Below are 16,691 nucleotides of genomic sequence, written 5' to 3' on the forward strand. Positions count from 1 at the left end.
TCTCGGAACTGGCCCGCGCCTGCACCAGGCCCCGCTTGGAGCCCGCCATGAAGTGCGCGGCACGCCGGTCGGCCTGGACGATGCGGGCGGAGGTCGCCGGGTCGATCGGGCGGTAGACCAGCGAGACCCGCTTGCGGCGGGTGCCCGCCGCGGGCTCCAGCAGGCCCCGCAGCACGCTGGACCGGACCGTGCCGCGCGGCGCCAGTGTCAGCATCCATGTCCGCGAGACACCCGAGTCGTGCTTGTACGCCTGCACCGACTCCACGGCGGCCGCCGGGCCCCGCCCGGCGGCCGCCTCCCGAACCGCTACCCAGGAGATCCATGAGCACAGCGGCTGTGGGGTCGCGCCCCGCCCTCCCGACGGCCCCGCTCCGGCACGTCTGGGCACGGCTGCGGAGCGCCGTGTCCGGGGACGCCCGCCGGCCCGCGGCGCGGGCGGTGCACCCGTCGTCCCAGGTGCGCGCCGGACGGCCCGGGCACATCGCGCGGCCGGAGATCGACGAGCTGTACCACCACCGCCGTCTGGACCTCGTGCGTCTGGCACTGTTCCTGGTCGACGACCTGCCCACCGCGGAGGACGTCGTGCAGGACGCCTTCGCCGCGCTCTACCGCCGGCACGGCGAACGGCTGGCGGGCGTGGACGACCCCGAGGCGTACGTGCGCACCAGCGTGGTCAACGGTGCCCGGTCCGTGCTGCGCCGGCGCAGGACGATGCGGGCCCACGTTCCGGAGCGCGAGGGGCACGCGCCGCCCCCGGAGGAGTACGTGCTGCTGCGTGAGGAGCACCGGGAGGTGTTGGCCGCGCTCGGCCGGCTGACGCGCAGGCAGCGGGAGGTGCTCGTGCTGCGCTACTGGTCGAACCTCACCGAGGCCCAGATCGCGGACACGCTGCGGCTGTCGCGCGGCGCGGTGAAGTCCACCGCGAGCCGGGCGCTGGACGCCCTGGCCCGTCACTTGGAGGTGCCGTCATGACCGCCGCCGTCCAGCGGCCGGACCGGGCCGGGACCGAGGAGCTCCTGCGTGCCGCGCTGGACGCGAAGGCCCGCACCGTGGGCCCGGACAGCCTGCGCCGGGCGGCCCCGCCGTCCCTGCTGACCCGCCCGCGGACGCGGGTCCGTCCCGCCGCCGTGGCCGTGCTGGGGCTCGCGGCGGCGCTCGCCTGCGTGCTGCTCGTCCTGACCGCCGCGCGGCGGGAGGGCGATCCCGTGCCGCCGGCCAGTCCCACCCACTCCCCCACGGCGCCGGAGCAGCGGCGCGGCGGACCGGCTCCCGCGCCGGCGCAGTCCGGCACGGCGGCGGTCCCGCGCGCCGTGTCGCCCGGCGGGGCGAGCGAGCAGGCGGGACCGGCCGCCGTGGCACGGTGAGCCGGGAGGGCCCGGGCGGGGATCAGCAGAACCAGCCGTCCTGGACCCAGCCGTGGCGGTTGATGTTGCCGTAGGCGAACCCGTAGGCCCAGCCGCTCTGCTTGCTCTCCACGGTGAAGGTCTGGCCCGTGTACAGGGTCCCGGTCCACGCGCCGCCGGGGGCGGTGCGCACGTACAGGTCCTGGGCGCAGACGGTCTCACGCCGGCCGATGGTGCCGTCGGCCGCACGGGCGGGGCCCGCGGTCGTCAGCAGGCCCGCGGCCAGGGCTGCGGCGACGACGACGGCGCGGGAGATCCGGAGGGTGCGGGGTAGGGGCATGGTGGTTCCTTCCTGCGTCGGGGGGCGGTGGCGGATCGGGGACGGCGGGGGCGGTTCACCAGGAGCCGTAGCCGCCGAGGCACTCGTTGCGGACGTAACCCCAGTCGCCCTTGCCGAAGTCGAAGGTGGCGGCCCAGCCGTTGTAGACGGGGTGGGCGCCGCGGGTGTGGCCGACCTTGTTGCCGTAGCCCAGGACGCGGATCAGGCCGCTGGGTCCGGAGGAACTGTCGTAGTTGGCGTAGAAGCTGGCGCTCTGGCACACGATGATCGCGTGCTCGGGCGGCACCACCGCGTGCGCCGGCTGGGCCATGACCGTGAAGGCCGCGGCGGCGGCCGTCGCGGCCAGCACCTTCGTCAACGTCCTCATCTGTGGTCCTCTCGTCGATCGCTGAGATCACCGGGTCCGCGCATCAGGATGGCCTCCTGGGATCTATGCGGGTAGAGCGACGAGGCTAATTTTACGTGGTCATGACATTCACCATCACCGCCCGCCGGTTCACTGCCTTCCGGTGCGCTCCGACGATGCCTCAGCGGTCGTGTCCGGCTCGGCCCGTACGCCGTCGTCGCGCGCCTCGGCCCGGCTCAGGGCGACGGCGCGGGTGTCCGGCATGAGGACGTAGACGACGAGCGAGACCAGCGCGCACCCGGACACGTACCAGAAGAACGCGCTCTCGTGCCCCGCGTCCTTGAACCACAGGGCCACGTACTCGGCCGTCCCGCCGAACAGCGCGTTGGCCAGCGCGTACGGCAACGCGACGCCCAGGGCCCGCACCCTGGTGGGGAACAACTCGGCCTTCACCGCGGCATTGATGGACGTGTAGCCGGTGACGACGGTGAGGGCGATCAGGGACAGCCCGAGGGCGGGCCAGTAGGTCGTCACCGAGCCGAGCGCGGTCATCACCGGGTAGGTGCAGACCGAGCAGCCGACGGCGAAGGTGATCAGCAGCGGACGGCGGCCGACGCGGTCGGAGAGCGCGCCCGCGAGCGGCTGGAGCAGCGCGAAGACGGCCAGGGCCGTGAAACTCACCAGCGTGGCCGTGGTCTTGGCCATCCCCGCACTGCCGATCAGGTACTTCGTCAGGTAGGTGGTGTACGTGTAGTAGGCGACCGTCCCGCCGAGGGTCAGTGCCATGACGAGCAGTGCCTGCCGCCGGTACTGCCACAGCAGGGCCAGCGATCCCCGCGCGGCGGCGGGCTCGGCGGCCTCCTCCGCGAAGGCCTCGGTCTCCTCCAGGCTGCGCCGGATCCACAGCACCACCACCGCGAGGACCGCACCCAGCACAAAGGGGACGCGCCAGCCCCAGTCCGTCAACTGCCGTTCCGTCAGCAGGTGCTGGAGGGCGATCAGGACCGCGAGGCCGAGCAGCTGGCCGCCGGTCATGGACACGTACTGGAAGGAGGAACCGAGCCCCCGCCGGTCGCGCGCCGAGGCCTCGGTCAGATAGGTGGCGCTGGCCGCGTACTCGCCGCCGATGCTGAGCCCCTGCAGCAGCCGGGCGACGAGCAGGACGAGCGCGCCGAGCCAGCCGGCCCGCGCATGGCTGGGCGCGACCGCGATCAGCAGCGCCGCGACCGACATCATGGCGACGGTGAGCGTCAGCGCGCTCTTGCGGCCGTGCCGGTCGGCGGCCCTGCCGAGCACCCAGCCGCCCACCGGGCGCATCAGGAAGCCCACCGCGAAGATCCCGGCGGTGTTCCTCAGCCGGGTGGTCGGGTTGCCACCGGGGAAGAAGGACTCGGCGAAGTAGACGGCGAAGCTCGCGTAGACGAACCAGTCGTACCACTCGACGAGATTGCCCAGCGATCCGCCGACCAGGGCGAGGCGGCGCCCGGCGCGCCCGTCCCCGGGCGGCGGCTGCGCCTCGGCGGGATGCGGCGGCATGGCGGCGTGGGAGGACATGGCGGCTCCAGTGGGAAGGCCCGGTGGGGGACGGGTCCGGCGCCGAGGTCCAACGCCCCGCACGGCGGTGCGGTTACGGCACACCGAGCTCGAAGAGCGCGTAGCCCGCGTACGAGCCGGAGGCCAGGGCGGCGATCCCGAGCAGTACGGCCCGGTGCGGGGCCTTGAGCCGGCCGAGGACGAGGGCGAGCGGGATGAACAGCGGGAAGGCCGGCAGCAGATAGCGCGAGACGTTGCTGAAGATCTGCTGCGTGCCGAGCACCGTGACGACGGTGAGCACCGCGTGGACGACCAGCTCCGCGGGCGGCCGCAGGCGGATCAGCAGCCAGATCAGCGCGATGTCCAGCAGGACCACGGCCACGCCGATCAGATCGGCGAACGGGAACGCGGACAGGTAGTCGAAACGGCCCACCGGGACGGAGGTGAACACGTCCGCCGTGTACCGCCCCCAGTCGAAGGTGTGCGCCCAGGCGCCCTCCTGCAGCGCGAAGTAGCCGCCGTAGTCGCCCATGCGGTACCCCACCCAGCCGAGGTAGCCGAACAGGCCGAGCGGCGCCACGGCGATCGCGGCCAGGGGACGCAGCACGCCGGAGCGCCGCCGGTCTCGCACCAGGGCGAGCAGCGCGGCGACGGTGAGGGCGGCGATCAGCGAGGTGGCGGTGGGCCGCGCGAGTCCGGCGGCGAAGGTCAGCAGTCCCGCCGTGATCCAGCGGCGGGTCATGACGGCGTGGCAGGACCAGACCGCGAGGGCGACGTAGAGCGACTCGGAGTACCCCGACCACTCCATGCCGGAGCCCGGCCACACGGCCCACAGCCCGGCCGCGGCAAGTCCCGCGCGGTGCCCGCCGAAGCGCGCGGTGACGACGTACACGCCGAGCGCGGCGGCGAACGAGCAGACGACGGAGACGAGCATCCCGGCGCCGTACAGGCCGAGGCCGGTGCACTCCGCGACCAGCCGCATCACCGCGGGGTAGAGCGGGAAGAAGGCCGCGGAGTTGCCTTCGAGGGTGATCAGGCCGGTGGCCCCGGGCACCGGCACCAGGGCCGGGTGGTAACCGTGCGCGGCGACCTGCTGGTACCACCAGCCGTCCCAGCTGGCGAGGACGTCCCAGGGGCGCGCGCCGCCCCCGAAGCGCGGGTTCTTCGTGCGGTAGTCGCCCGCGTACCGCAGCAGCAGGAGGAAGACCGCGAAGCCGGCGAGCTTCAGCGTGCCGTACGTCGCCAGCACACGGCCCCAGCGGGCGGCGCGGGAGGGTTCTGCCGGCGGATCGCCGTCGGCCGGGGGGCGGGTGCCGACGGGCGCGTCGAGGGTGCCGGGCACGAGGGTCATCGGGAGCCGGTTCCCGTCCGCGGGGTGTGCCGGCCGGGGAAGACCCAGGACCGCAGCAGCAGGAACCGCAGCAGCGTCGCGGCGAGATTGGCGGCCACCAGCGCGCCGGTCTCGACCCGCTGTCCGGCGCCCGGTGCCGCGTGGTGCAGCACGGCCAGGGCCCCGCTGGTGAGCGCCAGCCCCATCAGGAACGCCGCGAGCCCGCGGGCGTGGTGCCGGGCGGCGCCCGTGCGGCCGCGCACGCCGAAGGTGAGCCGGCGGTTCGCAGCGGTGTTGGCGACCGCGCACACCAGCAGGGCGAGCGCGTTGCCGGCCTGCGCGCCGGTGGCGGGTCGCAGGACCGCGTACAGCGCCACGTACCCGACGGTGCTGGCGACGCCGACGGCGGCGAAACGCAGCAGCTGGGAGAGCAGGCCCCCCGGGGGCTCGGTGGCCACGGCGCTGCGGCGCAGTTCGGCGAGCGGGAGCCGGCCGCCGGCCAGGGCACGGCCGATGCGCGCGATGCCGCGCAGGTCGCCGAGGGCGGTGGACACGATGTGCACCCGGCTGTCGGGGTCGTCGACCCAGTCCACGGGCACTTCGTGGATGCGCAGGCCGGCCCGCTCGGCGATCACCAGCAGCTCGGTGTCGAAGAACCACCCAGCGTCCTCCACCATCGGCAGCAGCCGCTCGGCGACGTCACGGCGAACGGCCTTGAATCCGCACTGCGCGTCGGTGAAGCGGACGGCGAGGGTGGAGCGCAGGATCGCGTTGTAGCAGCGGGAGACGACCTCCCGCTTGGGTCCCCGTACGACGCGGGAGCCGCGCGCGAGCCGGGTGCCGATGGCGATGTCGGAGTGCCCGGATATGAGCGGGGCGACGAGCGGGAGCAGGGCGGCCAGATCGGTCGACAGGTCCACGTCCAGGTAGGCCAGTACCGGCGCCGTCGAGTGGGACCACGCGGTGCGCAGCGCCCGGCCGCGCCCCTTCTCGGCCAGGTGCAGCCACCGCGCCTCGGGCAGTTCCTCGGCGAGGCGGGCCGCGATCAGCGGGGTCCGGTCGGTGCTGGCGTTGTCGGCGACGGTGATCCGGAACGGGTAGGGGAAGGTCTCGCGCAGATGGGCGTGGAGCCGCCGCACGGACCGCTCCAGGTCCGCCTCCTCGTTGTGGACGGGGACGACCACGTCCAGGACGGGCTCCTGGTGCCGGGCCGGCAGCGGGACGCGTTCCCTCAGAGCACCGGGTGGTTCGTTTCTCATGGTCTGTCCGTATCTGCTCTCTGCGTCGGGGCGTGCCGGAGCGCGCCGGGGCATGCCGGGCCGTGCCGGGGCCGCATCGCGGGCGCGCCGACGGCACTACGGGCGTTCGGTGGGGTGGTGGCGCGGTGGGGTGACGGGGCGAGCGGGTGCTATCCCGTGCCGGTGGAGTTCCCGTACGGGCTCACCGGCGGAGAGGTCGTGGAGCCGGGCCCGCCCGACGCCGTGCCGGTGTCGGTGCTGGTGGCGGTGGCGGTGGAACTGCTCGTGGCGGTGTCGGCGACGGAGGCGGTGGCGGTCGACGGATCCGCGGAGCCGGTGGGCGCGGTCGGCGTCCCGCCCGTGTCCGCGCCCGACGGCGAGAAGGTGGGGCTGGAGCTGGCGCCGCCGCCGGCGCTCGGCCCCGCCGGTGCGGAGGTGCTCGGGTACGCCGCACCGGACGTCGCCGGACCGCCGGGGCCGGCCGGCACCACCTGACCGGACGAGGAACCGGGCAGCAGGACCAGGGCGCAGGCGACGGCGGTCACCGCGACCGCGGAACTGCCGGCCTGCCACGCGGTACGCACCCGGCGCCGGACGACGACCCCGTCACGCAGCCGCTCCCGGTGCCGGGGCTCGAAGGGGGTGTGCTGCTCGGAGGCGTGCATCATCCGCGCCAGTCGCCGCTCGAAGTCGTCCATGGAGTCCATCCCCTCTCCCCCGTTTCCCTCGTCCCTCATCCCACCGGCTCGATGGCATCGGCCAGGAGCTGCCGCAGTCGCGCGATGCCGCGTGACGCGTGCGACCGGGCGGTGCCCAGCGGGCAGCCCAGCGCCTCCGCGACCTGCGCCTCCGGCAGGTCCTGGTAGTAGCGCAGCACCACCGCCGCTCGCTGCGGCGCCGGCAGCAGCGCCAGGGCCGACTCCAGGCGCGTGCGTTCGGCGACGGCCGCCGACACGTCCCCGGCCGCGGCCCGTTCCGGCACCTCCCCCACCGGCCGCTCCCCCCACCAGCGGCGGCGCGCGGATCGCGCCGCCGCCCGGGCCAGCACCTTGCGCACATACGGCTCGGGCGCCTGGGAGCCGACCCTCGGCCACGCGAACCACAGCTTGACCAGGGCTTCCTGGAGCAGGTCCTCGGCCCGATGGCGGTCACCACCGGCCAGCAACCGCGCAAGATGGAACAAAGCGGACCAACGGGCTGCCACGAACTCGTCGAACTCATCCGTCCGCGTCGAACCCATCAACACCGCCCCGCCCTTCACCGCCTCTTGCACCTCTGGAAAGACGCCGGCCCCCGCTCCACTATGCGGCCGGGGGCCGTGATCCCCGTCACACGACGGTGCCCCCGTCCGGCCGGACGGGGGCACCGGGCAGGGCGGGGACGCGCGGAGTGCCAACGGGCTGCCCCACGATGGATTGTGGGGTGTGTCGGCCTGGAGGTGCGGCTGGTGGGTGCGATTTCAGCAGCTGGACGGGCGGGTCGGCATCCGTGGCGCCGGACAGGCCGGTGCCGAGGTGGGCCACACAGCGGGCCGACCGGCTGCCCGCAACAGCCCCGTATCTTCCCGGATCTTCTGCCGGTCAACGCCGAGGACGGGCAAGGATCGTGGCGGAAGGCAGGGGGACTCCTCCCCTGCCTCGATGAGGGGGTCGTCATGAGCGATGAGCCGACCGCGCCGCCCGCAGGACCACCCGCCGCAAGCCCGGCACCGAACTCGTGCACGTCCGCACGATGGCCTGCTGAATCACCCACCAGCCAAACTCCCAGGCGGGCGCACCCCACAATCACTCGCGGGGCAGCCCGTGAGGGACGGGGGGGCGGTGCGCGAGGGCGACGGAGACGAACTCCTCCACGAGAGGGTCGTGGCGGCTGCCGTCCCAGGCCAAGCACACCCGGTTCGGGCCGATGTCCGACAGTTCGACGTGGGTGACGTCGGGGCGGGTGTAGTACGAAGCGGTGGACAGCGGCAGGACGACCACACCGCGCCCGGCCGCCACGTTCTCCAGCTTCTCCTCGACCGTGCGGAACGCCGGGACCGGGGCCGGGGCGTCGGTGCGCAGCTCCTGCGCGACGTCGCGCCACTCCGGGACCGCGTCCGGGTCCTGCAGCAGGTGCTCGCCGGCGAGGTCGGCGATGCCGAGGGAGGGCTTGCCCGCGTAGCGGTGGTCGGCGGGCAGGACCGCGACCCGCGGCTCGGTCATCAGCTCGCACATGTCCAGGCCCCGGGCGTCGAGCGGCATCCTGACGTACCCGACGTCGACCCGGCCGTCACGGATGGCCTCGGTCTGGTCGTCCCAGCCGGTCCTGACGACCTCCACGGACAGCCCCTGATGGCGCCCGGAGAACTCCCGGACCGCGCCGGTGACGATCAGGCCCGGCATGAAGCCGACGGTGAACGTCCCCGGACCCCCGAGTGCGGCACGGGCCACCCGGCGCTGCGCCGCCTCCGCCGCGGCCAGCAGAGGCCCGGCGTCGGCGAGGAGCTGCTCCCCCGCCGCCGTCAGGCCGGTGGTGCGGCGGTCGCGGGAGAACAACTGTGCCCTGAGTTCGTGCTCCAGCGCCCGGATCTGCCGGGACAGCACCGGCTGCGCGATGTGCAGCCGCTCGGCGGCCCGCCCGAAGTGCAGTTCCTCGGCCACCGCGACGAAGTACCGCAGCTTGCGCAGATCGAGGTCCACGGGCACCTCCCTCGCGGCCGGACTCCTCCCGGACGAGCCTATGCGCGTTCGGGAGGAGGCACGACGTCGATCGCGGATCAGGAGCCGTCGGCGAGGGCGGCGAGGGGGTCCAGACGGGTCGGGGCCCAGCCCAGCTCGCGGCGGGCCCGGGCGCCGGTGATCCGCTGGTCGAGCGCGAACGCCTGGGCGATCGGGCCCATCCGCTCCTCGGCCTCGGCGGGCGACAGGTGGCGGACGGCGCCCGGGCGCCCGATCGCCCGGCTGACCGCCTGACTGATCTCGGCGGCCGTGGGGAACACGTCGATGGTGCCCGCGAAGACCGAGCCCGCCGGGGCGCCCAGGGCGAGCGCGTAGAGCTCCGCGACGTCGTCGACGTGCACGACGGACCAGTGGTTGGCGCCGTCCCCGATGCACGGCACAGCGCCGTCGGCGCGCCCAGGCTGCGCGTAGAACGCCTCGACCAGGCCGGCCGCGTGGCCGAACACCACGCCGGGCATGACCACCACGGGCCGCTCGCCGGTCGCGGCGCGGGCCAGGACCCGCTTCTCGTTCTCCAGCCGCCAGGCGGTGAGCCGCGGCGGGATGAGCGGCGCGTCCTCGTCGACGACGCCGTCGGTGTCGCCGTAGACCCAGATCCCGCCGGTGTGCACGTACGGGCGGGGGCCGGCCCCGTCCTGGAGCGCCTCGGCGGCCGCCCGGTCGATGTCGCCGCTGTCGGGGCCGGCGTGCTGGCCCAGATGGACGACCCCGTCCGCGGCGCGGGCCGCCTCGGTGAGCACAGCGGTGTCGGTGAGCGCGCCGCGGACCGCGGCCGCCCCGAGCCCGTTCACGACCGCCGCCGCCTGATCGCTGCGGACCAGGGCGCTGACCTGGATGTCCCGGCGCACCAGCGCCTTGATCGTCGCCTGCCCGATGTACCCGGACCCTCCGGTCACGAAGACCTTCATGCTGCTCGCCTCTCTCGACGACTCCAGACGGATGTGATGCAGCCGAGTCTTGTCGCGAGGCGCCGCGGCGGTCCAAGACCTGTTGCGGCCCCTGTGATGCCCGTCGGGTATCACGCCTGGCCGGCGACGGTCGGGAAGACCTGCGCGACCGGGACCGGTACGCGGACGGCGCCCTGCCCGCGCGGGCGCGGCGGGCTCGTCCGCGCCGGTGGACGACGTGGCCGGCGGACCACAGACGTGCAGCGGCGCCCTGCCGTCGCGGCACACCTCGAAGACGTGCCGGAGCCGGGCGGCCACCGGGGTCGCGCGGCCGCACGGCCGTGGCACCGTCGGGGGGCCGGCCGCACGGGCGAGGCCGTTCCGGAGGCCCTGGCGTGGACGATGCGGTTCGCCCTGGGCCCGGACTTCCTCATCGACTGCATCGCGACCCGCCTGCCCGGCGGACCCGGACGCCGACGCGCCCGGGGGCCGCGCGGCCGACGACCACGGGAACACGCAACCGCCGGTGGACACCGGCGGTTGCGTTCACGCGGCACGGCTCAGGTGCGTCCGGCGCTGTGCTCCTTGCGGGCACGGCGTTCCAGGGTGCGCCGGCGGCGCTCGGCGGCGGCCGCCTTCAGGCCCTCCTCGCGGCGCTTGTTGTACCCGGGGGGCTCGACGGTGAACAGGCACAGGCCGCAGACGTAACCGCCCTCGGGGCCTTCGATGACGGGTTCGAGGCAGCGCTCACAGTCCATGCCGACCTGTCCTTACTCCTCAGCCGGATGCGCCGCAGTTGTTGCAGGACCAGCGCCCTCCGGGGCCCTGGAGCACGGACGCGCCACAGTTCGTACAGTTCACTCTTGCAGTCGTACCGTACAGCGCGCCGGCCTGCCAGCGGTTCCGGTGAGTTCGCGGAGCGTCACGCCCTGTTGGGGAGCCGCTCCGAGAAGCCGTGGATCCAGCCCGGGTACTCCACCGGGAGGCGGCTCGCGGCGTCCAGCTCCTCCAGATCCTGCGCGGAGAGCGCCAGGTCCAGGGCGGACAGGTTGTCGGTGAGCTGCTCGGGGCGGCGGGCTCCGACGATGGCACTCGTGACGCCGGGCCGGCCCAGCACCCACGCCAGGGCGACGCTCGCGACCGAGGCGTCGTGACGGGCCGCCACCAGACGCAGGGCGTCGACGACGTCGTAGACGCGCTCGCGGTCGACGGGCGGGAAGTCGATCTTGGCACGGCGGGCGGCGGCGTCGCTCGCGCCGTCGCGGTCGAACTTGCCGGTGAGCATGCCGCCTGCCAGCGGGCTCCACACGAGCATGCCCAGCTTCTGGTCGCGGACCAGGGGCAGGATCTCCCGCTCGATGTCCCGTCCGGCCAGGGAGTAGTACGACTGGAGCGAGCAGAAGCGGGCCAGTCCGCGCCGGTCGGAGACGCCGAGGGCCTTCATCATGTGCCAGGCGGCGAGGTTGGAGGCGCCGATGTAGCGGATCTTGCCCTGGCGCACGGCGTCGTCGAGGGCGCCGAGTGTCTCCTCGACCGGCGTGACCGGGTCGATGTTGTGGATCTGGTAGAGGTCGATGTGGTCGGTGCGCAGGCGGCGCAGGCTGTCCTCCAGGGCCTGCATGATGTGCAGCCGCGACTGGCCGACCTCGTTGGGGCCGGGGCCGACGCGGGCGGTCATCTTGGTGGCGAGGACCACGTCGCGGCGGCGCTTGCCGAGCACCTGGCCGAGCAGTTCCTCGGACTCGCCGGCGGAGTAGACGTTCGCGGTGTCGATCAGGTTGATGCCGCTGTCCAGGGCGAGGCCCACGATCGCGTCGGTCTGCGGGAGGTCCAGGCCGCCGACCGAGTCGTAGGGCGGGGTGGTCCTTCCGCCGAAGGTCATCGCGCCGAGGGCGACGCGGGACACGAAGACTCCGGTGCTGCCCAGTTGCTCGTACTGCATGTGCTGTCTCACTGCCTCTTGTGGTGCGGGTGCGGGTGCGTGTGCAACGTCATCTGCCGGTCTGCCCGGAGGCCCGCGGTGCCTCCGTATGTGCACGCTAAGACGGTGACGATGGACAATCCATAAGAGAAAGTCCTTCGAAGTTGCGCGATCGTCCGGAGTGACCATGGATCCGCTGTCCGACGTCCTGAACCTGCTGCACCTGCGCGGAGCCTCGCCCTCCCGGATCGAGGTCGGCGGCCCCTGGGCGATGCGCTTCCGCGCCTACCCGTACGTCAAGGTCGGCGCCGTCCTCACCGGCTCCTGCCGGCTCGCCCCGGACGGCACCGCGCCGCTGCTGCTCGGGGCGGGCGACTGCTACCTGCTCACGGGCGACCGGCCGTACCAGGTGGGCAGCATCAGCGACCCGCCGGTCGAGCCGGTCGACGGGCACGCCGTCTACCAGGCGGCCCGGGCGCGCACCGGGAGCAGTTCGATGGTCGTCCGCCACGGCGATCCCGGGGCGCCGGACCGTACCGTCGTCGTCGGCGGCAGCATCGAGTTCGACGACGTCACGGCCGGCCTGCTGCTCAGCAGCCTGCCGCCGACCGCGGGCATCCCCGCCGGCAACCCGCAGGCGCAGGTGCTGCGACCCACGCTGCAACTGCTCGCCGACGAGACCGCCGAGGACCGCCCGGGGGCCTCCGTCATGGCGGCCAGCCTCACGCAGATCCTCTTCCTCCAGGCCCTGCGCGCCTACCTGGAACTCGCCGCCGAGGCGGGCGAGTCCGGCACCGGCTGGCTCGGCGGCCTCAGCGACCCCCAGATCGGCGCCGCCCTCGGGCACATGCACCAGCGGCCCGCGTACCCCTGGACGGTGGGCGAACTCGCCTCCGCGGTCGGCATGTCGCGCTCCGCCTTCGCGCTCCGCTTCAGGTCGCTCGTCGGCCGCCCGCCCCTGGACTACCTGATGCGCTGGCGCATCCAGCGCGCGGCCGCCGCGCTCCGCGGCGGTGACCGCACCGTCGCCTCCGTCGCCGCCGAGTGGGGCTACGCCTCCGAGAGTGCCTTCAGCAACGCCTTCAAGCGCGTCACCGGCCAGCCCCCGGCCCGCCACCGGACCCTGGCCCTGCGTCAGGGGGAACGGGAGGCGGCGCAGGCGTCGGGGTGAGGCGCGCCGGTGTCAGCGCGCCGTCCGGTGGGTGCGCGCGCCGTCGAGGAGGACCAGCGCGGCGCCGGTCACGGCGGCGGCCGTGGCCGCGGTGAGGATCGTGCGGGAGGAGCGCCAGGACAGCACGGACCAGCGGGACTGGGCGGACAGGAGGGAACCGACGCTGAGCCAGGAACCGGCGGAGAGCAGCGAGAGGCTGGAACCGAGGGAAGCGGCGGACAGGGCGCTGCCGACGGAACCGACGGAGAGCACGGAACCGACGGAGCCGATCGAGAGGACGGAGTCCACGGAACCGATGGACAGGACGGAGCCCTTCGACCACAGGGAGAGCGAGGACCCCTCGGGGATGGCAGTCATGCACGCCATCCTGCCGGACGCGGCCGGGTTCCGGAGCGGCCTCGGCCCCGGAACCGTGGCGTGGTGCCGGGGCCGGCGTACTGGCTACTTCCGGCCCAGCCAGATCGGGTTGGTGAGGGCCAGCGCCGGACCCGGGAGACCCGACGCGCCCCCGTCCGGGGCCGGACGGCGCACCTCGGCCCGTACGTAGGAGGCCAGCGACGCGGTGGTGGACCACTCCAGGACACCGGATGCGGGCAGTGGCGCGCCCACCATCTGCCCCTCGTCGGTCATCAGGCGCACCACCGTGCCCGCCGGCACCCCGCCCGCCTCCAGGCGGACGGTCACCGCCGCGTCGCGGGCCACCGGCAGCCGCTCGCCGATGCCGGCGTGCTCGCCGCGCGGGCCGCTCGCGGTGAACGAGAGCCGCACGGCGGCGCTCTCGGCGATCCAGGAGGTCCCGGCCCGCAGACCCGCCTGCAGGGCGCGCCGGTTGAGGCCGTCCGCGAGCACCACGGTCTGCGGCAGGCCGACCACGTCGGGGTCGCGGTGGGCGTCGGAGTTGCCCATCGCCGGGATCCAGTGGCCGTCGCCGCGGCGCGCGGCACCGGTCAGCAGGTTGTCCCAGGTGAGAAGGGTCAGCTCGTCGTCGAGGGTCCAGGGGCCGTTCCACACCTCGATGGCGTCGACGTCGTCGTAGCCGAACTTCCACTGGCCGGCCAGGCTGGGGGCGTACGGGTGCGCCGGCACCACGATGCCGCCGGCCCGCCGGATCTGCCGGGCGAAGCGGCCGAAGGCGTCGTCGCGGGCACGGTAGCGCCAGTCGATCCACTCTCCGGCGTCCAGGCCGATCGCCAGGTAGTGGCCGTTGCGGGTGGTGACCTCCTCGCCCGTGAGGATCAGCAGGTCGTCGCCGGATACGGCGCCCAGGTGGGCGTGCGCCGAAGTGGTGTTGTGGTCGCTGGAGTTGATGAAGTCCAGCCCGGCGGCCCGGGCCAGCGCGGCCAACTGCTCCAGGGTGCGCTTGCCGTCGGAGTGCACGCTGTGCAGGTGGCAGTCGCCCCGGTACCAGGCCCGGCCGCGGCCGGTCGCGTGGTCCGGCGGGTAGTTCGGGACCTGCGCGGCGGCGGGGGCGCCGAAGGTGAGCGTGACGGTGACGGAGTAGTCCAGTCCCTGCGGCGCGACCGTGTACGGTCCGAGGACGACGTGCCAGGTGCCCGCCCCGACCGGTCCCGCCAGGTAGCCGGGGGTCGCCGTGTCGGCGCTGATCGCGAACTCCGTCCGCGCGCCGCCCGACCAGCCGCGGAAGCCGCGCCCGCCGACGTCGGTGCCGTGCTGGTCGAAGATGCCGATGTCGCAGGCGTTGCCCTGCGTCCCGGGCTGCACGGCCGGCCTGTCGTAGCCGTACGACACCGCGATCTGCCCGACCCCGCGCGGCACTTCCACGGGCAGGTGGACGAAGTCGGCAGCACCGGTCGGCAGATGCCCCGTGACGACCCGGGTCTGCATGCTCCCCTCCGGCGGGATGCCGCCTGAGCCGCCGGGGTGACCGCCGGCCGGGGCGGAGTCGGATGCGGCCGCGGAGCTCATCGGGGCCAGTGTCAGCACGCCGGTGGCACCCGCGAGCGCGGAAAGCTGCAACACATCGCGTCGTTCCGTCCCTTCAGCCTCAGGCGTCCGGGTGACGGGAGCGTGGCGACCGTTGTGCGCCGGCTGACGGACGTGGGCTCCGCGGTGGCCGCGGCGATGCGTCCGCACCGGCCGGCGGGCCGGTGCGGACGCCTGCCGCCCCGCTCCTAGAAGAAGCCGAGCTTCTTCGGCGAGTAGCTGACCAGAAGGTTCTTGGTCTGCTGGTGGTACACCATTCATGGCGTTGTGACCAGGGGGAATGAAGATCGTACTCACTCTGACTGGGGTCTTGGCCCGTGTATGGTCCGGATCTTGGTCTTGATCGGTTGGGCGGGCGTAACTCGCGGAGAAGTGCTGCACTTCAGGCGCTCATGGGAGAGCGAAGGCCAGCTCGCGGTTGTGGCGAGCCCGGATTGGCGGCGTGGCGGTCGCCTGGGGGCGAGGGGATCGCAATCGCCGTCCTTGGGCGCGGGCAGTGATCCGTGCGGGTTCCGCGCGAGTGTGGGTGAGTCCGAGAACGGCAGTGTGGCGTCGTGCCTGGGTAAGGGCGACGTACAGGGAACGATGCTCTTCGCCTTCGAGGACGAGGCTGCTGTACATCGGGTGTGGGGAGCAGATGGCTGCGCCTGCCTGGCATGCAGGCCGAGATGGGAGCATTCCCGCGGGTGCGGGGATGCTCCCGCGCAGAAGGCCCGCCGGACTGCCAGGCTCGGCTGCTCCTCGCGCCCGCGGGGATGGCCCCCGAAACGGCGTTCAGGATGAGTCTGGGGCTGTGCGTTCTCTACAGCGTGGTCATGGTCCTGAGGCGGAGGGGTTGAGGTAATGGCGAGATATACGGTGGCTCTGCACGGTCACGCGGCGCTGCGCGTCGAGGCGGAAGCGGAGTTCGTGCAGGAGGCCAACCGCCTGGCGGTCGCGAAGGCGCCGAAGGTGAAGTATGTGCAGAGCCGGACGCCGGTGACGACGAGCAGGCTGGAGGGGCCGAAGTGAGCGAGATCAGGCGCGACGAGTGGGTTGGGATGACCAAGTCGGCCAGGAGGTACGAGCCGTTCTGGGAGAGCGTCCGGGAGGCGGAGGCGCAGGGTCGTCCGGTGATGCACGTCGTTAAGGTCGGCAAGTTCATCATGCAGGCGTCTATGGACATCGAGCTGGCCAAGCTGTTCGCGGAACACCAGGTCTTCGACCAGGATGAGGTCGGCGAGTTCGACTGGGTGCCGGACGAGTTCGAGGTGCTGCATCTTCGGTTCAAGAACACGCGGACCGGGGAGTGGGAGTCCACTATCCAGTCCATCTCGACGGTGCCGGCGCTGCCGGAGGCGCCGAAGTGAGTGAGCCGCAGGTCGATTGCGTGCGCTGGAGAGCGGCCTGCTGCGGCGGGCTCTTTTAGAGGTATGTGATCCCGTGCTGCTTGGGGGTGACCGTGGCACGGCGGAAGCCGTGGGAGGTCAGTGACGAGCTGTGGGCGGTGATCGAGCCGTTGCTGCCGAAGCATGAACGACGGTTCCGGCACCCGGGGCGCAAGCGGATCGATGACCGCAAGACGCTGCAGGGAAGAACTCCAATGCGTGCTGCTGGACCGGCTGCGGGCGGTGGACCGCCTGGACTTCTCCTGCGTCCCCGTTGACGCCTTGCACGTGCAGGCCAAGCGGGGGCGAAGCAGCCCCAAAAGTCGGTCCGAGCCTGGTTGACCGTGGACGGCTGGGCTCGGAGCACCACGTGCTGACCGACGCGCACGGCACCCCGCTGCGGGTGTAGTTGACGGCCGGGCACCGAAACGACATCACGCAGCTCCTGCCGCTGGTCGACGGCCTGCCGCCGGTGCGGGGCAAGCGGGGCCGGCCCCGGCGCAAGCCCCGCACCTTGTGCGGCCGAGACGAGCAAGGGGGATCTCGACCTCGCT

General features: G+C 73.4%; 19 protein-coding genes and 1 pseudogene. 6 read left to right on the forward strand and 14 right to left on the reverse strand.

Going from position 1 to position 16,691, the window contains the following annotated elements:
• Positions 1-265: SCO6880 family protein (locus PV364_RS14860; protein ID WP_319660408.1), on the reverse strand; the 265-nt coding region annotated here is incomplete at its 3' end.
• A 56-nt stretch (positions 266-321) separates the two neighbouring features.
• On the opposite strand from PV364_RS14860, the gene PV364_RS14865 reads away from it, so the two are divergent.
• Both PV364_RS14865 and PV364_RS14870 read left to right on the forward strand, forming a co-directional pair.
• A complete protein-coding gene (locus PV364_RS14865; protein ID WP_319660409.1) occupies positions 322-972 on the forward strand; it encodes an RNA polymerase sigma factor in 651 nt (216 codons plus the stop codon).
• The gene (locus tag PV364_RS14870) at positions 969-1,364 is read left to right on the forward strand and encodes a hypothetical protein (protein WP_319660410.1); all 396 of its coding nucleotides are present in this window, start codon (positions 969-971) and stop codon (positions 1,362-1,364) included. Before PV364_RS14865 ends, PV364_RS14870 begins: the two co-directional genes overlap by 4 nt.
• A 22-nt stretch (positions 1,365-1,386) precedes the next feature.
• Here the strand turns inward: PV364_RS14870 and PV364_RS14875 are convergent, their stop codons facing one another.
• The 11 genes from PV364_RS14875 to PV364_RS14925 form a co-directional block, all read right to left on the reverse strand.
• The gene (locus PV364_RS14875) at positions 1,387-1,683 is read right to left on the reverse strand and encodes a hypothetical protein (protein WP_319660411.1); all 297 of its coding nucleotides are present in this window, start codon (positions 1,681-1,683) and stop codon (positions 1,387-1,389) included.
• A 55-nt stretch (positions 1,684-1,738) separates the two neighbouring features.
• Complete coding sequence (locus tag PV364_RS14880; RefSeq protein WP_319660412.1) at positions 1,739-2,050, reverse strand: hypothetical protein; 312 nt, start codon at positions 2,048-2,050, stop codon at positions 1,739-1,741.
• A 129-nt stretch (positions 2,051-2,179) separates the two neighbouring features.
• The gene (locus PV364_RS14885) at positions 2,180-3,583 is read right to left on the reverse strand and encodes an MFS transporter (RefSeq protein WP_319660413.1); all 1,404 of its coding nucleotides are present in this window, start codon (positions 3,581-3,583) and stop codon (positions 2,180-2,182) included.
• A gap of 73 nt (positions 3,584-3,656) precedes the next feature.
• Positions 3,657-4,913 carry a hypothetical protein gene (locus tag PV364_RS14890; RefSeq protein WP_319660414.1) on the reverse strand — a complete coding sequence of 419 codons (1,257 nt, stop codon included), beginning with the start codon at positions 4,911-4,913 and terminating at the stop codon, positions 3,657-3,659.
• Positions 4,910-6,151 (reverse strand): bifunctional glycosyltransferase family 2/GtrA family protein, encoded by a 1,242-nt coding sequence (locus PV364_RS14895; protein ID WP_319660415.1) that lies wholly within the window; start codon positions 6,149-6,151, stop codon positions 4,910-4,912. The genes PV364_RS14890 and PV364_RS14895 overlap by 4 nt, the downstream gene beginning before the upstream one ends.
• Before the next feature lie 149 nt (positions 6,152-6,300).
• Positions 6,301-6,837 carry a cellulase gene (locus PV364_RS14900; protein WP_319660416.1) on the reverse strand — a complete coding sequence of 179 codons (537 nt, stop codon included), beginning with the start codon at positions 6,835-6,837 and terminating at the stop codon, positions 6,301-6,303.
• 26 nt (positions 6,838-6,863) lie between these two features.
• The gene (locus PV364_RS14905; protein ID WP_319660417.1) at positions 6,864-7,370 is read right to left on the reverse strand and encodes a SigE family RNA polymerase sigma factor; all 507 of its coding nucleotides are present in this window, start codon (positions 7,368-7,370) and stop codon (positions 6,864-6,866) included.
• 544 nt (positions 7,371-7,914) lie between these two features.
• A complete protein-coding gene (locus tag PV364_RS14910) occupies positions 7,915-8,808 on the reverse strand; it encodes a LysR family transcriptional regulator (RefSeq protein ID WP_319660418.1) in 894 nt (297 codons plus the stop codon).
• Between the two features lie 77 nt (positions 8,809-8,885).
• Positions 8,886-9,755: an NAD-dependent epimerase/dehydratase family protein gene (locus PV364_RS14915; RefSeq protein ID WP_319660419.1), complete on the reverse strand. Its 870-nt coding sequence runs from the start codon at positions 9,753-9,755 to the stop codon at positions 8,886-8,888.
• A gap of 539 nt (positions 9,756-10,294) precedes the next feature.
• Complete coding sequence (locus PV364_RS14920) at positions 10,295-10,492, reverse strand: hypothetical protein (protein ID WP_319660420.1); 198 nt, start codon at positions 10,490-10,492, stop codon at positions 10,295-10,297.
• A gap of 164 nt (positions 10,493-10,656) precedes the next feature.
• The gene (locus PV364_RS14925) at positions 10,657-11,676 is read right to left on the reverse strand and encodes an aldo/keto reductase (protein WP_319660421.1); all 1,020 of its coding nucleotides are present in this window, start codon (positions 11,674-11,676) and stop codon (positions 10,657-10,659) included.
• Between the two features lie 166 nt (positions 11,677-11,842).
• Here PV364_RS14925 and PV364_RS14930 point away from each other — a divergent pair, with 166 nt between their 5' ends.
• Positions 11,843-12,826: an AraC family transcriptional regulator gene (locus tag PV364_RS14930; RefSeq protein ID WP_319660422.1), complete on the forward strand. Its 984-nt coding sequence runs from the start codon at positions 11,843-11,845 to the stop codon at positions 12,824-12,826.
• Positions 12,827-12,838: 12 nt separating this feature from the next.
• Here the strand turns inward: PV364_RS14930 and PV364_RS14935 are convergent, their stop codons facing one another.
• The gene (locus tag PV364_RS14935; RefSeq protein WP_319660423.1) at positions 12,839-13,183 is read right to left on the reverse strand and encodes a hypothetical protein; all 345 of its coding nucleotides are present in this window, start codon (positions 13,181-13,183) and stop codon (positions 12,839-12,841) included.
• 84 nt (positions 13,184-13,267) lie between these two features.
• Positions 13,268-14,806, reverse strand: a complete 1,539-nt coding sequence (locus tag PV364_RS14940) for a CehA/McbA family metallohydrolase (protein ID WP_415924559.1) — start codon at positions 14,804-14,806, stop codon at positions 13,268-13,270.
• 807 nt (positions 14,807-15,613) lie between these two features.
• Between PV364_RS14940 and PV364_RS14945 the strand changes: the two genes are divergently transcribed.
• The 3 genes and pseudogenes from PV364_RS14945 to PV364_RS14955 form a co-directional block, all read left to right on the forward strand.
• Positions 15,614-15,781, forward strand: coding sequence for a hypothetical protein (locus tag PV364_RS14945; RefSeq protein WP_319660424.1), 168 nt, complete (start codon positions 15,614-15,616; stop codon positions 15,779-15,781).
• Positions 15,778-16,119, forward strand: a complete 342-nt coding sequence (locus tag PV364_RS14950) for a hypothetical protein (RefSeq protein ID WP_319660425.1) — start codon at positions 15,778-15,780, stop codon at positions 16,117-16,119. Before PV364_RS14945 ends, PV364_RS14950 begins: the two co-directional genes overlap by 4 nt.
• A 92-nt stretch (positions 16,120-16,211) precedes the next feature.
• Positions 16,212-16,654, forward strand: a pseudogene (locus PV364_RS14955) (transposase); the annotation flags it as partial.
• Positions 16,655-16,691 lie beyond the last annotated feature (37 nt).

Source organism: Streptomyces sp. MI02-7b (assembly GCF_033793585.1).
Taxonomy (GTDB): domain Bacteria; phylum Actinomycetota; class Actinomycetes; order Streptomycetales; family Streptomycetaceae; genus Actinacidiphila.